14 protein-coding genes are annotated in these 19960 nt (G+C 61.8%); 5 read left to right on the top strand and 9 right to left on the bottom strand.

Going from position 1 to position 19960, the window contains the following annotated elements; all coding sequences use genetic code 11:
- Window positions 1-185: 185 nt before the first annotated feature.
- From FHK92_RS06350 to cbiE, 9 genes are all read right to left on the bottom strand, one after another.
- Window positions 186-2312 (bottom strand): TonB-dependent copper receptor, encoded by a 2127-nt coding sequence (locus tag FHK92_RS06350; protein WP_181287327.1) that lies wholly within the window; start codon window positions 2310-2312, stop codon window positions 186-188.
- Between the two features lie 83 nt (window positions 2313-2395).
- Window positions 2396-2785, bottom strand: a complete 390-nt coding sequence (locus tag FHK92_RS06345) for a DUF2946 domain-containing protein (protein ID WP_181287404.1) — start codon at window positions 2783-2785, stop codon at window positions 2396-2398.
- Between the two features lie 54 nt (window positions 2786-2839).
- A complete protein-coding gene (locus FHK92_RS06340; RefSeq protein WP_181287326.1) occupies window positions 2840-3319 on the bottom strand; it encodes a copper chaperone PCu(A)C in 480 nt (159 codons plus the stop codon).
- 46 nt (window positions 3320-3365) lie between these two features.
- Window positions 3366-3764: a DUF2946 domain-containing protein gene (locus tag FHK92_RS06335; RefSeq protein WP_181287325.1), complete on the bottom strand. Its 399-nt coding sequence runs from the start codon at window positions 3762-3764 to the stop codon at window positions 3366-3368.
- Between the two features lie 190 nt (window positions 3765-3954).
- Window positions 3955-4278, bottom strand: a complete 324-nt coding sequence (locus FHK92_RS06330) for a helix-turn-helix domain-containing transcriptional regulator (RefSeq protein ID WP_181287324.1) — start codon at window positions 4276-4278, stop codon at window positions 3955-3957.
- 4 nt (window positions 4279-4282) lie between these two features.
- Window positions 4283-4618, bottom strand: coding sequence for a type II toxin-antitoxin system RelE/ParE family toxin (locus FHK92_RS06325; RefSeq protein WP_181287323.1), 336 nt, complete (start codon window positions 4616-4618; stop codon window positions 4283-4285).
- A 59-nt stretch (window positions 4619-4677) separates the two neighbouring features.
- The gene (locus FHK92_RS06320; protein WP_181287403.1) at window positions 4678-5400 is read right to left on the bottom strand and encodes a cobalt-precorrin-6A reductase; all 723 of its coding nucleotides are present in this window, start codon (window positions 5398-5400) and stop codon (window positions 4678-4680) included.
- Window positions 5401-5411: 11 nt separating this feature from the next.
- Window positions 5412-6509, bottom strand: a complete 1098-nt coding sequence (locus FHK92_RS06315; RefSeq protein WP_181287322.1) for a cobalt-precorrin-5B (C(1))-methyltransferase — start codon at window positions 6507-6509, stop codon at window positions 5412-5414.
- Window positions 6502-7713 carry a precorrin-6y C5,15-methyltransferase (decarboxylating) subunit CbiE gene (cbiE, locus tag FHK92_RS06310; RefSeq protein WP_181287321.1) on the bottom strand — a complete coding sequence of 404 codons (1212 nt, stop codon included), beginning with the start codon at window positions 7711-7713 and terminating at the stop codon, window positions 6502-6504. Before cbiE ends, FHK92_RS06315 begins: the two co-directional genes overlap by 8 nt.
- A gap of 415 nt (window positions 7714-8128) precedes the next feature.
- Between cbiE and cobG the strand changes: the two genes are divergently transcribed.
- The 5 genes from cobG to FHK92_RS06285 all read left to right on the top strand — a co-directional run bounded on the left by cobG (window position 8129) and on the right by FHK92_RS06285 (window position 19945).
- The gene (gene cobG, locus FHK92_RS06305; protein WP_181287320.1) at window positions 8129-9448 is read left to right on the top strand and encodes a precorrin-3B synthase; all 1320 of its coding nucleotides are present in this window, start codon (window positions 8129-8131) and stop codon (window positions 9446-9448) included.
- A complete protein-coding gene (locus FHK92_RS06300; protein WP_030138016.1) occupies window positions 9441-10067 on the top strand; it encodes a precorrin-8X methylmutase in 627 nt (208 codons plus the stop codon). The genes cobG and FHK92_RS06300 overlap by 8 nt, the downstream gene beginning before the upstream one ends.
- Window positions 10067-10798, top strand: a complete 732-nt coding sequence (locus FHK92_RS06295; protein ID WP_181287402.1) for a precorrin-2 C(20)-methyltransferase — start codon at window positions 10067-10069, stop codon at window positions 10796-10798. Before FHK92_RS06300 ends, FHK92_RS06295 begins: the two co-directional genes overlap by 1 nt.
- Window positions 10795-12495 (top strand): precorrin-3B C(17)-methyltransferase, encoded by a 1701-nt coding sequence (gene cobJ, locus FHK92_RS06290; protein ID WP_181287319.1) that lies wholly within the window; start codon window positions 10795-10797, stop codon window positions 12493-12495. Before FHK92_RS06295 ends, cobJ begins: the two co-directional genes overlap by 4 nt.
- 373 nt (window positions 12496-12868) lie before the next feature.
- The gene (locus FHK92_RS06285) at window positions 12869-19945 is read left to right on the top strand and encodes a TcdA/TcdB pore-forming domain-containing protein (RefSeq protein WP_181287318.1); all 7077 of its coding nucleotides are present in this window, start codon (window positions 12869-12871) and stop codon (window positions 19943-19945) included.
- Window positions 19946-19960: the final 15 nt, after the last annotated feature.

Here is a 19960-nt window from a genome sequence, read left to right as displayed (position 1 = left end):
CGCTCCGCAGGGCAAATGGGGTTGTTATGTTGTGCGGTCAGTCAAGGTGGAAACGAACCATTGTGGGAGCGAGCTTGCTCGCGATAGCGGTGGTTCAGCTTGCATCGATGTTGAATGTGCCTTCGCCATCGCGAGCAAGCTCGCTCCCACAGTTTGTGTCCTTGCTGACAGATATCCGGTGCCGGTTAGAAACTCATATCCACCTTGGTCCAGAGCGTTCGCCCCGGTTCGTTGATGGCCTGTGGGTCGCTCGCGGGGTAGCCGAACCCGGCGTTGCCGGCCAGGTTCAAGTGCTCGGCGTAGGCTTTGCCGAACAGATTGTCGACGCCGCTGCTGACCTTCCAGTTCGGATTGATGCGATAGGCGCCATTGAGCGAGAAGACCCCGAAGCCCGAGCTTTTGCCGTAGTCCTTGCCGACCACGTTGCCTTTGTTTTCATCGACGCGGTGCTGCGCTGCCACCACCCGCCACAACGCCCCGGCGCTCCAGCGGTCTTCGCTGTAGGTCAGGCCCAGGTGTGCGTCCAGCGGCGGCATCTGCGCCAGGGCGCTGCCATCGCTGCTGTTCTTGCCCCAGGCGTAGGCCAGGGTGGCGTCGGCTTTCCAGCGCTCGGTCAGCTTGTAGGTCGCGCCCAGTTCACCGCCCATGATCCGCGCATCGATGTTCTCGGCCCGGGAGGTGGTGCCCATCATCCCGGGCGTGTAATCGAAGAGGATGTAGTCGCGTACCTGCCCGACGTAACCCGATGCCCAGGCCTCGAGGGTGTCGGTCTTGTATTGCAGGCCGAAATCGAACTGAGTGGTTTTCTCCGGCTTGATCGCGTCGAAGGCGTTCAGCGAACCGTTGGGACCGGTGTTCGGCGAGAACAGCTCCCAGTAGTCCGGGAAGCGTTGCGAGTGGCCGATGCCTGCGTAGAGGGTGGTGGGGCTGTCGTCCAGGTCGTGTTCGTAGCGGACAAAACCGCTGGGCAGCGTGTCGGCCCGGGTGTCGTCGGCGGTGGGGTTGGGCCGCGCCGTCATGCCGGAACCGATGCTCTGGCGGTAATCCTTGGCCGAGGCACGGTCGAGGCGGGCGCCGGTGATCACGCGGTCGCGGTCGGCGGCGTACCAGGTCAACTCGCTGAACACGCCGTAATTGTGGAAGTCGGCGTCCTTGGTGTACGGCAGGTCCTTATAGGTGTCCACGCCCATGCTGCTGCGCTGGCGATGTTCGTTGGTCTGCGCGTCCAGGCCACTGATCAATTGCACATCGGCCCAACGCCAGGTGGCCTTGATGCGGGCGCCGAGGGTGCGGCGGTCGACGTTGGAGGCCATGGGGCCGGCCATCATCCCGGTGCCGGACGGGGTGCGCAGGGTGTAGTTGTCCATCACATGGTCGGCGTAGTTGTAGTAGACCTGGGCCTCGATCTTGTCCAGCACCTCGCCGATGTTCGAGCGCTCGAAACGCAGCCCGAGGCTTTCGCGCTTGAACTGCGAACCGTCCATGCCACGCCCGGCGTAGCGTGCCTCACCGTCGCCCTTGCCAGCGGTCAGTTCCAGCAGGGTATCGGCGTCCGGGGTCCAGCCGAGGGTGACGTCGCCGTTCCACTTGTCATAGCGCGACGGCACGGTGTCGTTGTTTCCGTCACGGTAATCGTCCGAATGGGCGGTGTTGCCGATCACCCGTACATAACCCAGCGGCCCACCGGCGGCGGCATCCACGACCTTGTCGAAACGACCGTTGGAACCGGCCAGCACACTGGCGTTGACCCGGGTGCCCAGCTCGCCGAACTGTTCCGGCTCGCGCTCGAACAGCACGGTCCCGACCGAGGCGCCTGGGCCCCAGAGTACGGTTTGCGGGCCTTTTATGACGGTGAGCTTGTCGTAGGTTTCCGGCGAGATGTAGGACGTCGGCGCGTCCATCCGGCCCGGGCATGCACCCAGCAGCATGCTGCCGTTGGTGAGGATGTTCAGCCGCGAGCCGAACATGCCGCGCAACACCGGGTCACCGTTGGTGCCACCGTTGCGCACCAGGGCGAAGCCGGGAATGGTCTTGAGGTAGTCGCCGCCGTCGCTGGCCGGCACCGGTTGGCGCGGGTCCTTGGGGTTGGTGACGACGGTCAGCGGCGAACTGGGGGCGATGGCGGTGATGACCGTCGGGCTCAGTTCCTCGACCTGATGGTCGTGATTATTGTGCTCATCGGCCAGCGCGAGCGGGGTGAGCAGCAAGCCGCACAGGGCGGCGATGGTGTGGTGCGAACGAACCCGTGGATCGTTCAGAGGGCAGCGAACCTGGGCAGAGCCCAAAGCGATGCCAGCAGAAAACCTGGACATGGTGATTCCATCGAACAGACGTAGACGACACGGTCGGGCAGCCTGGGGCTGTCTTGTGCGACCGGGTGAGTAAATGTCGGGAGCTACGCTGCGAAGGGCGGTGCGCGGGTGCGGGCACCCGGGAATGACGCAGGCCGGGCATGACCCAGGCGTGGGGAGAGGCTGGTGTAGGTGTTGGTGTGAGGTATGTCGAAGACGGCGAAGGTGTGGCCGCCGGCTAGCGCAGGGCAATTGAACAGCAGGCTGCAATAACCGCATTTTTCCCACAGCGCATGATGCTCGCTCTGGGGCGGACAATGTTCGGCTGCCGGCGCTTCGTGCGCCGTCATGTCCGTGCCCATCTCCATTTCCATGCTCATGGACATAGGCATGGACATGCGCTGATCCATCGGCATCGACTGGGAAACCAGCGGACCGATGAAAATCATCAGCATGGCGAACAGGCTGATCCAGCTACCGCGGGTCAGGCTCATGGGCTGACGGCGGCGGGTGGACAGGCTGGCGCGACGAGGTTGCATGGCGACGTCTTACTGGTCGTGCATATGCGTCTTGGTGCCATCGGGTGCTTTTTTCTGCACCGCGACGTCCACCATCACATCCCCTGCCTTCTCGAAATGCAGGGTCATGGGGAAGCGTTTGCCGTCGCTAAGCAGGCTGCGGTCCTTCAGGTCCAGCAGCATCACGTGATACGCCATCGGCGCGAAGGTGACGGTCGCACCGGGAGCCACATCCACGACGGGCACCGGCTGCATTTTCATCAGGTCGTTTTGCATTACATGCTCATGGAGCTCGGCCTTGCCGGCGATGGGCGAGTCGACGCTGAGCAGTTTGTCGGCGGTCGTGCCGCTGTTGTGAATCACGAAATACGCGGCCACGGTCGGCGCGTTGGGCGGCAACTCTTGAGACCACGGGTGGGCGATTTCAAGATCGCCCGCCTTGTATTGGTGAGCTTGGGCGATGCCGACGGGAAGCAGCAGGGCGGCCAGCAAGATAAGTTTGTTCAACATGGTAAATCTCCGGAACGATTCAGGGCGCAGTTTGATGCGGGAAGAGTCAAGCCAGAGGGGAAGCGCGGGGATTGAGGCTGGGCCATTGCTGGCGCGGGGTAGGGCTGTCGAGCTTGGAATGAGTTGCGGCACGATGGGCCTGTTGTGCGTCCAGGTACAACTGCGGAGCATGGCCGGTAAGCGCCACCAATGGCGCCGGACCTGAGCAGCACCAGCAATGCTGCATCGTCGAGTGATTGTCTTTCTGTGGCGTGCCCTGTTCGAATTTACCCAGCGAAACAGCCATCATCTTCGTGCCGCTGGAGGAGCAGAAACTGCTCCACAGCACTTGTTCGGCTGGCGAACTGGCGGTCGCGCTCCCACTGTTGGAAAGCGGCATGGCAAGCATGTTGAACAGCACTGCGAAGCAGGCGATCCAGGCAAATGCAAGCCGTTGTCGGGACATGGGGGCAATCCGCTCGGTTGGGCGATCAGGTGGCGGTATTTAGCCTGATCGGGGTGGATAAGTAAAAAAGCCATGTGCGGTGTAGGGTCGCAGGGCTGGCTACTAACAGTAGCAATAGATTTTCAAGTAGGCGCCTTTGTGAGAAGGAGCCTTGTTTGGGAATGCACCCGGATGCTTCCCGTTCGCACACTCAATGCGCCGGTACGGCATGTACCCGCATGTCGACGCCCAGAGTCGTGCGGATGACCGCAAATATTGCGGCCAGGTTATCCATGCTTGGATTACCTTTGGCTGAAAGCATCCGGTGCAGGCTTTTGCTGGGTTTGGACGTTTCCTTTGCCAGCTCTTCGAATCCCACGGTGGCGTTAACAAGATCACGAAGAATCATCCTCGCCATCTCAGGTTCTCCGTTTAAAAACAAAGTAGCGGCTTCGTCCAGCAGAATCTGAGCAAACTCAGGATCTCGCTGGGCGCGTTCGGCAATCGTATGTTTGTAGCTGCGTGTGAGAGCCATTGCGTTACCTCATGTTCCTTTCTACTTTTTTCCGAGCTCGGAATTCTTCAACAAGCATTTTCGCCTGTTTGATGTCCTTTTTCTGAGTGGACTTGTCACCCCCACCAAACAAGATGATCAGGCGCTTGCCCTCCTGGGTCAGGTACACCCGATAACCTGGGCCCCAGTTGATACGGTACTCGCCCAAGCCATCAAACCATTTGATGTTTGAGGTGTTGCCCAACTCCAAACGCATCAGTGCGTTGGAGACCTTGAAAGCCGCTTGGGCATCCAGAGTGGAAAACCAACGCTTGAATGGGCTTGTATCGTTGTCTTGTAGATATTCTTCGAGTGTGATCACATGCGGCCCTGAAGGTAACAAATAGGTTACTGTTCATGCAAGGTAGTGATCTTGTCTCATCAGGTCGAAAGCGCCAACGCCTCAAGTGTTTCTTCAAGCTTCTCGAACTCCCGATCCACCCCCGGCAACACCGGCCGCTTCAACACCAACACCGGCACCCCTCGCTCCCGTGCCACGTCCAGTTTCGGTTCAGTAGCCGTACTGCCGCTGTTCTTGCTCACTAGCACATCGATCCGCCGCCGTTCGAACAGCTCTCGCTCGCCCTCGATGCGAAATGGCCCTCGGGCCCCGATCACTTCGCAGCGTTCGTTACCGGGGTAAACGTCCAGGGCGCGCAAGGTCCAGAATTGCTCTGGCGGAATTTCATCCAAGTGTTGCAGCGGCTCACGCCCGAGGGTGAACAGGGGGCGGTGGAAGGGCTGCAGGGCGTGGATCAGTTCGGCCCAGTCGGCCACTTCGCGCCAATCATCGCCGGCCCGGGGTTGCCAGGCTGGACGGCGCAGCGCCCAGCAGGGAATGCCACAGGCGCGGGCCGCGTGGGCGGCGTTGTGGCTGATTTGCGCGGCGTAGGGGTGGGTGGCGTCCAGCAGCAGGTCGATGCCTTCGGCGCGGATGAACTGCGCCAGTCCTTCGGCGCCGCCGTAGCCGCCGACGCGGACTTGGCAGCTCAGGTCGGTGGGGACGCGACCGATGCCGGCCAGGCTGTAGATGTGCTGGGGGCCGAGGGTGCGGGCGATGGCCAGGGCCTCGGTGACCCCGCCCAGCAGCAGGATGCGTTTCATTTCAAAACTCTTCATGACAACGCTCCCGCGCGGCCGACGATTCCACCCTGGCGGTCGATCGCGAAGACTTCGACCTGGACCTGGGCCGGCACCACGCTGCGGGCGAAGGCCAGCGCGTGTTCGCACACCGCGTCACCGAGGGAGATGCCGGCGGCGCTGGCCATTGCCAAAGCTTGCTGGCTGGTGTTGGCCTGGCGAATGTCTTGCTGCAAACGTTCGTCGGCACCGATGGCGGCGGCCCATTCAGCCAATTGCGGCAGGTCGATGCTCGAGTGGCGGCTGTGCAGGTCCATGTGGCCGGCGGCGAGTTTGCTGATCTTGCCAAAGCCGCCGCAGAGGCTGAGTTTTTTCACCGGGACCTTGCGCACATGCTTGAGCACGGCGCCGACAAAGTCGCCCATTTCGATCAGGGCGATTTCCGGCAGGTTGTAGACCCGGCGCATGGTGTCTTCGCTGGCATTGCCGGTGCAGGCGGCGATGTGCAGGTAGCCGTTGGTTTTCGCCACGTCGATGCCTTGGTGGATCGAGGCGATGTAGGCCGCGCAGGAAAACGGCCGGACGATACCGCTGGTGCCGAGGATCGAGAGGCCGCCGAGGATGCCCAGTCGCGGATTCATGGTTTTCAACGCCAGGGCTTCGCCGCCCTCGACGTTGACCGTGACTTCGAAACCACCGGCATAACCGCTTTCCTCGGCCAACCGGCCCAGGTGATCGCTGATCATTTTGCGTGGCACCGGGTTGATCGCCGGCTCACCGACCCCCAGCACCAACCCCGGTCGCGTCACCGTGCCAACGCCGCGCCCGGCGACGAAGCGCACGCCGGGCTCGGCGATCAAGCACACCTGGGAGAACAGCAGGGCACCGTGGGTCACGTCCGGGTCATCGCCGGCGTCCTTGATGGTGCCGGCTTCGGCGCCTTGTTCGGTCAATCGACAGAACTCCAGGCGCATCTGCACGTGCTTGCCCTTGGGCAAGACGATTTCCACGGCATCGGCCTCGATGCCGCGCAGCAGCAGGCGGGCAGCCGCCAGGCTGGTAGCGGTGGCGCAGCTGCCGGTGGTCAGGCCGCTGCGCAGGGGCGCGGGTTGTTCGGCGGTTTCGTCACGCATCGAGAGGTTTCGTCAGGTCCAGCAAGGTGATTGGCAAGGCCTGGCGCCAAGTGTCGAATTCGCCCAGCGGTTGGGCTTGAGCGATGTGGATACGGGTCAGCTCGCCGCCGTGACGTTCGCGCCAGTGCATGAGGGTCATTTCGCTTTGCAGGGTCACGGCGTTGGCGACGAGTCGGCCGCCGGGCTTGAGTTGGGCCCAGCAGGCGTCGAGCACGCCTTCGCGGGTGACACCGCCGCCGATGAACACCGCGTCCGGCCGCTCAAGGTTTTCCAACGCCTGCGGGGCGCTGCCGCGAATCAGTTGCAAGCCCGGTACGCCGAGGGTGTCGCGGTTGCGTTCGATCAAGCCTTGGCGGCCTTCGTCGGCTTCGATGGCCAGGGCCCGGCAACTGGGGTGGGTGCGCATCCATTCGATGCCGATGGAGCCGCTGCCCGCGCCGACGTCCCACAACAGCTCGCCGGGTGTGGGGGCGAGACGGGCTAGAGTGATGGCGCGCACGTCGCGTTTGGTCAACTGGCCGTCATGCTCGAATGCGGAGTCTGGCAGACCGGCCAGGCGTGACAGGGCGCGCGTCGACGGTTCGGCGCGGCATTCGATGGCAATCAGGTTCAGGTCGGCGACGGGTTCATCGGACCACTGTGTCGCGGTGCTTTCGATCCGTCGTTCGGCCGCACCGCCCAGATGCTCCAGCACGGTCATGACACTTGGGCCGAACCCTCGCTCACGCAGCAACGCGGCCACTGCGGCAGGGGTCTGGCGATCATTGCTCAGCAACAACAGCCTGACGCCTGTGGATAAATGCGCATTGAGCGCCGTCATGGGGCGCGCCACCAATGACAGCGTGACCACGTCCTGCAGCGGCCAGCCCATGCGCGCGGCGGCCAGCGAACAGGAGGAGGGCGCGGGGATGATCTGCATCTGTTCGCTCGGCACCTGTCTGGCCAGGCTGGCGCCCACGCCATAGAACATCGGATCGCCGCTGGCCAGCACGCACACCGGTTCGCCCTGGCGGGCAAGCAGCGGTTCCAGGGAGAACGGGCTGGGCCACGATTCTCTTTCGCCACGGATGCACAGCGGCAGCAATTCCAACTGGCGAGCGCTGCCCAGGATCCGCGGCGCCTGCAGCAATGCATGGCGAGCGGTTCGGCCCAGGCCCTTGAAGCCGTCTTCACCGATGCCCACTACGGTCAGCCAGGGGGTCATCTCTGTTCCTCGAATGAATAGGTTGAATCGGCGCACGGGTAGCGTCCGCGAACGGGCCGCCATCATACCGCGCCCCGGCGGATCAGGCGCCTGGCGCCACATCATTGTGTCTGCCAGACCGCCTTCGCGAGCAAGCCCGCTCCCACAGTTTTGGTCAGGTTGTGCACAGATTCTGCATTCACTACAAATCCCTGTGGGAGCGAGCTTGCTCGCGAAGGCGGTGGTCCATTCAATATCATCTTCCCAGGGAGACCGCTTTCGCGAGCAAGCTCGCTCCCACAGTTTGGAATGGGACGTCCGCAAATTGTGTGCCCGTCATCAGCATTCCGACCAGCATGCTTTTCATGACCCCTGGCAAAGCAGGCATAATGACGGCCCTCGCCGTCGTGGCGTTTTTTACTTTGCCGGTTCTGCCTTGAACGAACATCCATCCTCAAACGTCATTCGCCCCTCCGGTTGCCCGGGGTTGCTGCGTGTCGTCCAGGCGTTGGACGGGGGAATCTGTCGAATCAAGCTTGATGGCGGTTCCATCCTGGCGGATCAGGCCGATGCCGTGGCCTCGGCGGCCGAGCGATTCGCCGGTGGGGTGATCGAGGCGACCAACCGGGCCAACCTGCAAATCCGTGGGATTGGCCCTGAGCATGACGCGCTGGTCGAGCCATTGCTGGCCGCCGGGCTTGGTCCTCGTAAACCGTCCGGCGATGACGTGCGCAACCTGATGCTCAGCCCTTCGGCTGGCATCGATCGGCAAATGTTGTTCGACACCCGCCCATTGGCCGAGCAAATCCTCGTCACCCTGCAAACCCACGAACGTTTCCATGAGTTGTCGGCCAAGTTCGCCGTGCAACTGGACGGTGGGGAAGCGCTGGCGATGCTCGAACATCACCACGACCTGTGGCTGTCGGCCCTGGTCCGCGACGGTGAGCCCTGGCTGGCCTTCGGCTTGGCCGGCACCCCGCTGGACAGACCAGCGGGCCGGGTGCCCCTGGCCCAAGGGCACGCCTTGGTGGTGGCGGTGCTTGAGCTGTTTCTGGACTTGGCGCGTCCGGACCAGATCCGCATGCGTGACGTGCTGGCTGAACTCCCCGCGGATGAATTCATGGCCCGGCTGGCTGGCCGTGTACCCCTGCAAGCTTGCCCGGATTGGCAGCGGGATGCGTCCATCGATGGGTTGCACCTCGGTGTCCATTCCCAGCACGACGACCGCGTCTACGTCGGCGCGGCGGCTGCCCTTGGCCGGCTCGATGCCGGAATGCTGCGAGGAGCGGCGCAATTGGCGCGGGAGAAGGGCGACGGCAGTCTTCGTTTCACGCCTTGGCAAAGCCTGATGCTGCCAAACGTGCGCGTTGAGAATGCCGATGAGGTGCTGGCGCGGCTTCAAGCGCTGGGTCTGTTGGTTTCGGTCGCTCAGCCCCTCGCACAACTCATCGCCTGTACCGGTTCCAGTGGCTGCGGCAAAGCCTTGGCCGACACCAAGGCCGACGCCCGCCGACTGGCCGAGCGACTGCAACGCCGAGGCCAGGCATTGAAGGTCCATTTTTCCGGCTGCCCGCGCTCCTGCGCGGCGGCGCATGTCGCGCCCGTCACCTTGCTGGCGGTCGCCCCTGGTCGTTATGACCTGTATTTCCGCGATGCCACGCTGCCGGGTTTCGGCGCGTTGCAGGCACGCAATCTGACTATCGAAGCGCTCGACCCCTGGCTCGACGCTCATCCCCGGAGCCCCCTAGATGCTTGATTACATCCGCGACGGTCAGGAGATCTATCGCAATTCCTTCGCGATCATCCGCGCCGAAGCCAACCTGGCGCGCATTCCGGCCGATCTGGAGAAGCTCGCCGTGCGGGTGATCCACGCCTGCGGCATGGTCGAGGCCATCGACGGCCTGCAGTTTTCCGAAGGCGCGGGCACGGCTGGACGCCAGGCGCTGGCCGCCGGTGCGCCGATCCTGTGCGACGCGCGGATGGTGTCCGAGGGTGTGACCCGGGCCCGTTTGCCAGCCAATAATGAGGTGATCTGCACCTTGCGCGACGACAGTGTGCCGGCGTTGGCCCGCGAGCTGGGCAACACCCGCTCGGCGGCGGCGCTGGAGCTGTGGCGACCGCATCTGGAAGGCAGCGTCGTGGTCATCGGCAACGCGCCGACCGCGCTGTTCTATTTGCTGGAAATGCTCGACGCCGGCGCGCCAAAACCGGCCCTGATCCTTGGCTTCCCGGTGGGTTTTGTCGGGGCTGCCGAATCCAAGGCGGCGCTGGCGGCCGACAGCCGTGGCGTGCCGTTCGTGATCATGCAAGGCCGCCTGGGCGGTAGCGCCATGGCCGCCGCCGCCGTCAACGCCCTCGCTACGGAGATTGAATGATGCAGCAGCCTGGACGTCTGATCGGCCTCGGCGTAGGCCCCGGTGACCCGGAACTGATTACGGTCAAGGCCCTGCGCTTGCTGCGCGAGTCGCCCGTCGTGGCGTACTTCGTCGCCAAGGGCAAGAAGGGCAACGCCTTCGGCATCATCGAGGCCCATTTGCAGGAAGCGCAGACATTGCTGCCGTTGGTCTATCCGGTCACGACTGAGGTACTGCCGGCGCCATTGTCCTACGAGCAAGTGATCGCCGATTTCTACGACACCGCCGCCGAGCAATTGGCCGTGCACCTGGATGCCGGTCGCGACGTAGCGGTGATCTGCGAGGGCGACCCGTTCTTCTACGGCTCCTACATGTACCTGCACGATCGTTTGGCCGAGCGCTACGATGCCGAAGTCATCCCGGGCGTCTGCTCGATGCTTGGTGGTGCCTCTGTGCTCGGTGCGCCGCTGGTCTATCGCAACCAGAGCCTGTCGGTGCTTTCGGGCGTATTGCCCCACGAAGAACTCAAGCGCCGCCTGGCCGACGCCGACGCCGCCGTCATCATGAAGCTGGGGCGCAATTTCCCCAAGGTTCGCCAGGTGCTTCAGGAGCTGGGCATGGACGGACGAGCGTTGTACGTCGAACGGGCAACCATGGCCAATCAAAAGATCGTGCCGTTGGATGAAGTCGAACCGATGTCTTCCCCATATTTCTCGCTGATCATTGTCCCTGGCGAACGGTGGCAGGGATGACTTCAACGGTTCCGGCAATTGTCATCCTCGGCCAGGGCAGCCTGGCGACGGCCCGGCGAATCCAGCAGTGTTATCCCGAAGCCTTGATCCACGGCCTCGCCGGCCGGGTCGAGGGCAGTGACCGGCAATACACTGAGTTCGGCGCAACATTGCGCGAGCTCTATCAGCAAGACACACCGATCATCGCCCTGTGCGCGGCGGGCATCGTCATCCGTACCCTGGCGCCGCTGTTGCTGGAAAAAGGCGCCGAGCCGCCGGTGCTGGCGGTAGCCGCGGATGGCAGCGCCGTGGTGCCGCTGTTGGGCGGTCTGGGCGGTGTGAATGCCATGGCCCGTGAAATCGCGGCGGCGCTGCAAGTCGCGCCGGCCATCACTACCAGCGGCGAATTGCGTTTCGGCACGTGCCTGCTCAATCCGCCAAGCGGCTACCGCCTCGGCGACCTGGAGCAGGGCAAGCGTTTCGTCTCCGACCTGCTGGCCGGTGAACCGGTGCGTATCGAAGGCGCGGCGCCGTGGCTGGACCAGGCGCAGTTGCCGCAAGATGCACAGGCACGGTTGGCGATTCGTATCGACAGTACGGCGGGAGTGCCGGCGGTGAACGAGTTGCGCATCTATCCGCGCAATATCGTGGTCGCAGTGAGCGCCGGCGCGACGGATGTATTAGCCTCCATTGAGCAAGCGCTGGCCCAGGCCGGACTCGCGATGCAATCGGTGGCGTGCCTGTTGGCGGCGGATACCGACATGGCGCGCTCCGAGTTGCAGCAAGCTGCGTCGGCCCTGGGCGTGCCGCTGCGCTTCGTTACGGCCAACGACAATGTGGCGCAGTGGCTGGGCGATGCCATGGGCCAACGGGTATCCCCTCAGGTCTCGGGCGACGTTGTCATTACCGTGGCTGCACAACCCCTCGATCCACAACAGATCGGCCGTGCGCGAGGGCGCTTGGTGGTGATCGGTCTTGGCCCCGGCGCGGCCGAGCTGATGGTGCCGGCCGTACGCGCCGAACTTGACCGTGCCAACGACGTGCTGGGTTATGAGACCTATGTGCGCATGGCCGGGCCTTTGCGTGCCGACCAGGTGCAACATTGCACCGACAATCGTGAAGAGATGCAGCGCGCCCGACATGCTTTCGAGCTGGCCGCCGAGGGGCGATCCGTCGTGGTGGTTTCCTCGGGCGACCCAGGCGTATTCGCCATGGCGGCGGCGGTACTCGAAGCGCTACATGAGTCCAGCGATCCGCGCTGGCACAGCGTCGACCTGCAAATCCTGCCGGGCGTCTCGGCCTCCCTGGCCACGGCCGCCCAGGCCGGCGCACCGCTGGGGCATGATTTCTGCGTGATGTCGCTGTCGGACAACCTCAAACCGTGGTCGATCATCGAGAAGCGCCTGGACCTGGCGGCCGAAGCCGACCTGGCCCTGGCGTTCTACAACCCGATCTCGCGTTCCCGCCCGTGGCAATTGGGGCGGGCGCTGGAGATTGTCGCGCAACATCGGACTCCCGAGACACCCGTGGTCTTGGGGCGCGATATCGGCCGGCCTGGCCAGACCCTGCGTGTCACCACCTTGGGGCAACTGACCCCAGAGCAGGTCGACATGCGCACCATGGTGCTGGTCGGCTCCTCTACGACCTGCGTATTTCCTCGCGCCGAAGGGGGGGAATGGGTGTACACACCGCGCTGGTATGGCGACAAACCGCTTTGATGAACCCGGCGGTCTGTTCGGACCGCCGTCAATTGGATACTTCCAATGGCCAAGGCCATTGCGCGCCGCCTGTTAAGTTGATGTGATGAAGTTTCTTTAATAGTTGGAGTGCTCGGTATAAGTGCTTGGCGCGTAATAATGGCCGTGGGTTTTATTTGGAAATTGTTGGGCTGGCTTGTTAGTTGTGTGTTGATAAAGAAGTGGGTTATTTTCTTTTTCGTTTTGAACTTAAGTAGTTTTTTCGATGGGTGTAACTTTGTCTGGGAATAACTTTATTCTTGGGAATGGTTAGCAAATTTTGATGTTTGGTTGTTTGCCGGTTATCTGGCCAGCCGCCCCAGTTGTTCCTCTACAATAAATGGATGTGTTGTTAATGAGTGAATCTAAGTTTTCATCGACGGACAGCTACGTCGATTTTATGGGTTTGTTGAAACTGAAGGATCTTGAACGGGCATTGATTTCGTACAAAGACACTGCCACTTATGATGCGGTGCTTCGGTACTACTTCGGTTGTATTGCCTTGTTGGACTCCCCACAAATGCTCGAGCCGCTGGGCTTGCTCAAGCAAGCCTTGGGAACCTTGCAGGGCGCCAGCCGACGGCGTCGTGCGGCTGAACCACCGTCGAGCCCCGGAGCGGCCGCGGACGTTGCACACATCTACAGCACCATAGAGCACTTCGAAGCGCGCCTGTCCAACAGCATTGTGCAGTTGAAACAGCCCGCCACCGAAGTGCCGAAGAACCTGCATTTCGTCTGGCTTGGCGGCGGTGTCGGGGCGATTCAGCGTGACTACATCAATATCTGGAAACAGGTGATGGGTGCGGAGGGTTATCGCCTCAGCCTTTGGCATGACAGCGATGCGTTGCTCGCTTATGAAACCAATCGGATCATTGTCGAGGCCGCCAAGGCCGATGCCATGCTCCATGGCGGGCAGAGCAGTGTCGATGGGTTGGTGCTGGGCGACCGTTATGAAGAACGGGTCATTGTTCTGAAACAGCAGATGTACGCGCATATCAAGAAGGCCGTGGAAAACGGTGGTAGCGCCGACGAGGCGAGAATCGATTTGTTGGTGCGGGCCTATGGTCAGGATAAGGCTCGGTTGACGGTACTGAGGAACACGAACCAGCTCAGCCTGCAGGCGCTGGCTGGAGATCACCTGGCCCTGCGCGACCTGGCCGGCGGTGAAGTATCCCTGCAGTTGAAGGACATCTACGAGCGTGAAATCAGCCTGCGCGGCAACTTTGCCGCAGCCTCCGATGTGGTGCGCATCGAAGCCTTGTTCGCCGAAGGCGGCAGTTACACCGATGTCGATAACCTGCCGCCCTTGTTGGAAGCGTTAGGCGGGGTGGACATCCGTGAATTCCAGGCGGATGCGCGTCTGGGGGTGCTGCAGTTGATGCTTGATCGAAACCCCGAGTGGATGCCTGGCCGGCAGGCGTTGCGTGATCGATACACGAATTATTTCGAGATGATCCCGTCGGAGCATCGCGTAGCGCTCGAGCGTTTCGCCAATAGCCAACCCGGGTTGGAGCGTGTTTTCCGTACGCCGGTGGAGCGTCTGGCGCGCCCGGACGAACTGCGAGCGGTTGCCGTACGGAATTCCTTGAGTAACGCATTCCTGATAGCCCACCCTGGGTCCGCGATGCTCCAGGCTGTGCTCGATCGGTTCCGGCTCAATTACGAAATCGTCGACGCCACCGCGCGCCTGGCTGATGAGCAAAACGTTGCCCTGACCGACGTCAAGGCCATGATTGATCTTGCACAGCAGGCGGCCACGAAGGCGCTCGGTGCTTTTCATGAGCTGGCGCCGGAAGTGGAATTGGCCGCGGCTTTTCTGGTGGAGGCTGCCGCCACCTACTACAGCGACGGCATTCGGCCCCAGAGCGAAGTGACAATCTATCTGACCGGCCCCAGCGCCATGCGCGAGGGGATGGCGGCTTATCAAAGAGCGCATTTCACGCCTGGCATCGCTGAGAAGTGGCAAGTGGCAGCTGTCATTCCGGACTTCGCTACCGTCAATCGGGCCACCGAAGAGGAGCTGGATCACTCCTGGAAGGAGAACGAGAGCGACCTCGGGCAATGGCTCGAGAACGAGAAGCAACGCTGGCAAGAAGGTCAGTTCAAGGCCCGTTATGCGGGTGAGATGGCCGAGCTGCTCAAATACCGTACCCTGCAATTCGACGAGGGCTGGCCGGTGATCGAGGGCCGCCACGTCTTGTCCACCGATCTGCTGCAACACCTGGCCGATGAGTTGGGTGAGCCCTTCATGCAAGCGATGAATCGCGGCCACAGCGGCGTGGTGACGTTCAAGAAGGCCATCCCCCTGGGCTTTGATGAGCGTCAGTCGATCCTCGCCCAAAGCGCTGCTGTGTTGCCCCCTGCGTCATTGAGCGATCCACAGACGCAACAGTTGTCTACCGCCGAGCTCTTGAACCGGCTCGCCGAAGATCATTTCGACATCGCTCAGTTGAGTCCCTTGCAACGTCTGCTGCTGGCTGCGTTGACCGGCGCCGAGGCGGTGGACAACCGCACTTTCGATGCGGCTCGTCCGAGGCTGGAGAACCTGGTCAACACTTTCAGGAAATCGGGCACCGCCGGGGGGTACGCGACAATCGAGCGCGCGTTATATCAGCAGCGGGCGCCCGCTTTCCTGGCCGGACTCGCCAGTGCGGCCGATTATCCATCGAAGCATGACGAAACAGCGCTGGCGTTGAAGAAGGTCGCGCTGCAAAAGCCGCTGACATTGCGCCAGTTGGGCAAATATGTGGCGCGGATCCAGCAGGCGGCGAAATTGGAGCACCGTGTCGGGATCATCGAGCGCATCGGTCTCGTCCTGGACGTTTTTGAAGCCGGCACGGCCAAGCTCGTGCCGCAGGACTTGCTGCTTCAGGGCGAGGGCGACCGGGTGGGCGGGCGTTGTTATCCCCTCGCCCTGGCGATGGCGGCAGCCCTGTCGGTGGACAAGGCTGCGGCCAATACCTTGCGAGAACGATTCTTCCTCGGGGTTATCGAGCCTGAGGCAAGCGACTCGGTGTCTTTCCTGAGCCTGATGGAGTCGTTGCGTGACGTTCAGGTCGCTGATGTAGGCAGCGCGCTGGCACGCTCGGACCTGGGCGAAGTGGTCCAGAGGCTGGCGGCCAGGACCACCACCGCTACGCTGATGCTCAACTCGGACAACCACGCCATGCTGGTGGCCAAGACGTTTGAGAGCGAGCGCGATACCTATCACTTCTACGATCCGAATTTTGGCGTATTTGAATTCGCAGACTCGACCGTGTTCAAGCAGGCGCTGGAGCAGTTCTTTCTTGAGCAGGACATGGCGCGTTATTACGCCGCGTATGGCGATGCGACGCGTCCCACTTTCGACTTGGTCGAATTGGATGGCGCGCGGGTCGCGGACCTGGCATTGCCGGGCGAAATGAAGGTCTCGCGACTGCTGAAGCCGGGCGCATTGCCTGGGCAGCCGTCCGTTCCTTTAAAGCAGCGAATTGCCAGCGCCCGAGGGCAATCACTCCAGAAAAATCCTCGGCTCGGCAGTTGCCTGTCGGCATTGGATGGCCACTGGTTGGCGCAGCAGATCGCTGAGGTGACGACTCACTTGGAGCAGGCGAACGCATTGCCCTCGGACCTTGTGCCGCTGTTCGATACCTTGGAGATCATGCCGGATGGGTCGTACCGGATGTCCATGGTTGATCCCGCCCATCCCGAGCGAGCGATAAGGATAAACACTCGAGACCACCGGCTCCTGCGGATAAAAAGCTACTTGTCGGAGCTGTTTTCGGTCTTGGCCAACCGTCCTGCCGTTTCAAGCGATCCCACTGAAGTGGGCAGCGTCCATACCCTGAATGCCGGTTTTGCCATACAAGCGCTGATGAACGCTCTACGGGGGCGGGAAGACGCTGGCCGTCGCCTCAGCTGGGCGGTCCGGCTGCATGCCTATGTCAATTACGCGCAGCTGGTGCATGGCAACGTCGTGGATATCGCGGGGCTGGTGACATTGGTCCGGCAGGCGCTGGCGGAAGAGAAGTTGATCGCCCGTACGGTCGCGCCTGTGGTCAAGGCTTCAGTAGGGATCAGTTTGAACGAAGCGACAGGGGGGCTGCTGCAGTTGGCGAATGTCGGGTTCGACATTTATCAATTATCCACGGCACAAAACGAAGTTGAACGGACTCAGTTCGGTACTCAACTGGCTTTCGACTCGGCCAGCCTGGCGTTGTCGGTCGGCGCTTATGTTGCCGGCGCCACCACGGTGGGGGCGGTGCTCGGTGGTGCCTCGGTGATGCTTGGAGGATTGGCGGTGGGCGCGGCGGCACTGGCTCAGGGGTTTGCCACCATTGCCGAGGAGGCCAAGCAGGTCGGGCTGTTTTTCGACGAAGTGGCGAACGCTCATCTTCAGGCCTACCAGTTCAACACTGTCCATGGCACCTGGATGCCGCGCCCCTCGCTGATCGTCCAGACCGTGGACTTGGTCAACGCCGTGCTGACGATGGACAGCCCCAAGCTTTATCCGCTGCGTGATCATTTCGGTGTGCCGACATTTGCTAACGATTACCAGAGGGCGATCGACATCGGTCGGGAGCTGAACCTGCCACGTCGGGTCAGCTTCACGCCGGGCCCCGGCCAGGCCATCATGCTGCCCTGCACGCCGCAAACCTGCTATCGCTATGAATACAAGGCGCTGCCGTTTGCCAACCAACGGCACGATACCGGTTTCGACATTGCACGGCGCCTGGAGAAAAAGAACGCGGATGGCGGATGGCTGTTTCTGTTCTCTTTCTATTCGTTTCCGAGTGAATACATTCTCCATCGCCTTTTCGACCCGGACTATCGCCCAACCGCAATTGAAGTACTGCTCGACGGGACCGATCGTTCGCTGGTGGTGCCTGTTCTGCCTGCCAGTTGGCATGGAAAAATCGCTTATCGGATCCAGGGAGCCGGCAAGCGATGCACATTGCTGCTCAATCCGGGGGTGAGCCTGACCCTCGATGCGTCGCGATCACTGGACTCGACTTGGGTGCTGGACGCCGCATGGGCTCGGGAAAGCGATATCAGGATCGAGCGTTACGGCAAATTGTTCATCGGCGATGTCCAGATGGCGTTCACCGGAACGGGACGCCATGACGTCCTGCTCCGGGCCGCCGACCAACGAACGTTCCAAGCGGATCTGGGTACACGCCAGCTCAACGTCGTCGAAGATGCGGTGCCATCGGGCATGGATCGCCAGGCATTGAGGGAGCACCTCAAGACCCTCGCTCGACAGCACCGTCTGGTGATGCCCTATACACCGGTTCACGACTACCAGGTTCCTTTCGAGAAACCGGGCGAGCCCCGATACATCACGGCTTGGTACGACGCCCGGGAAGATCGCTTCCTTTGCATTCGCGAAGAAATACCGGGTGCCGATGAAGCGGTGCTTGGGGCGGTGGCGGGTGGCTATGCCTGGTTCTACAACCCGCAGGATGTGAGGATCTGGCAGGTCGACGCTACGACCGGGTTGTTGATCCGACACTACTGGCTCTGGGATTCACTGAGTGCGACTACCGTTATTAAAAGCATCGAGGCGGACGCGCAGGGCGTGATCCACGTCGTACAGCAAACGACCCGCCAGGGCGGCGGTGGCTACGAGGCGGCTTATGTCATTCATGAGGAGCAATTGCTGCTCAGTTCAATCATCAAGAAGTTGGATGCCGAGTTGGAGCCGCTCCTCAGCGCCAGCGAATTCCTGGGCGATTGGGCACAAGTGCTTGGCGACGGTTATGTCTATTCACCTTCCCTCGGCAGCGAAAACACGTTTGATACCGTTACTTGGCAACCGGCTCCCTTCGTGTCGATCTGCTGGAAGATCGATGATACGTCCCGGGACATGGCCTGGATTCGCCGCAGCGATCGGCTGATCATCCGCCCTTCGCCAAGACCGAAGCATTACCGCGGCTGGCCCGACTCGATCAAGAACATGACCGACCTGACATTGCTGCCGCTGGCGGAGCAAGGCGACATCTTCATGATCTATGACCGAAGCAGGAAAGATTTATCCCGTAGGCAGCGGACCGTGGTGGCGGGCAAGGCAAGTTGGTCGACCCAGTGGAAGCAGCCCGAAAATCTCGAGGATATCATTGCTACCGAAGGCGGATACGTCATCCTGACGTCTGATGGCTTGTTCTTCAGCCTGACCCGCCGAGGCGTTCCGATGCTCGGTGGTGTAAACGAACAATGGTTCCAGGATCGAGTGCATTGGTGGTCCGCTTTGCAGCCGTTGGCCCGCCGATACGGCGCTGAAAAGCTTGCCCTTGTCGGTCTGACCAACGCCACCGGCGCTGCCAGGCTGTGCGCCTGGCATATCGGCGACAGGCTGCTGTTGGCTGACCTGGGACTGAAAGGGGAGGTCCGCGTGTTGAGCGTAACGCCCGATGGCGAAGCCGCTTGGCTGTTCGATGTCTCCAACGGGAAAGTCTACCGTCAGGCGTTTATCGATCCGCAGGAACTGGAGGCCGCGTTTGGTCAAGGCTCCCGGTTGCTGCAGGCTGGCGCGATACCGGTCGCAACGCGTGAGTGGGAGCGTTGGCAGTTTGTTGAACTGTCAGTCGAAGGACCGGGGCTGCGAGGCGTCAGCGTCGAAGGCGTTGTGGTCGCACTGCGGGACCATGAACCGGTACGGATCGTTGGCGTCACCCAGGAGTGGGTCGCCCTGCAAGATGGTCGGGAACAAGAGGCGCTTGAGCAACTGGCGACCCAGCCGTTATGCAGCGCTCTGCTGACGGTGGAAGAGCCCGGGAACCTGAAATGGTTTGTTGCGCAGACGGGACGCATGATCCGCGTTCCCAAGGCCGCCATCCCCCAGTCCTACGAGGTATTGGGAACCCAGCGGCAGACCAGCGTATTGCTTCACGCAAGCGAGAACGGAAAATTGCTGACCTTTCCGGGGGCAGGACAAGTGGGGACGCTCAGTTATGCCCAGCGTGAGGGCGAAGTGTTGGTTGTCGAGGGCCAGGGAATGAGGATCGAGAATCTCCTGCCGCTGATACCGGACGATGTCACGACGCTGGTCTTGCGCATGGGCGAGGGGGCGATGAGTTACCGTCTGTCCAGAGCGGCCTGGTTGCGGGTCAACTCAGTGATCCTGGATTGTCGACATTCATTGGCTGGGGCGGCGCAGATTCCTGGCGAATTGATCTGGGAGCTCGATGAGCCGGACGAACTGCTGTTGGACCATGTCGATGAACACTTGGTAATTATTGATTCGAATAGCGGACACGGTGTGATTTTCCGTGAAGCATATGCGACAGGTTTCGACTTCAGTAGAGACGTCATGCTCAGTTTTGGTGGGAATCGACAGTACGCGGTCTCGACATTGATCGCGCGCTTGGGCGATGTGCCAAGTGCCCAGGGCGCAACCACGCTCAAGGAGCTGTCGAAAGCATTGTCGCCTGTGGAGACCAACCTGGTGAGTTGATCACCCATTGGTTGA

This window comes from Pseudomonas brassicacearum subsp. neoaurantiaca (assembly GCF_013608025.1).
Classification (GTDB): Bacteria; Pseudomonadota; Gammaproteobacteria; order Pseudomonadales; family Pseudomonadaceae; genus Aquipseudomonas.
The sequence above is the reverse complement of the archived record's forward strand: the minus strand, read 5'-3'. Positions and strand labels throughout refer to the sequence as shown.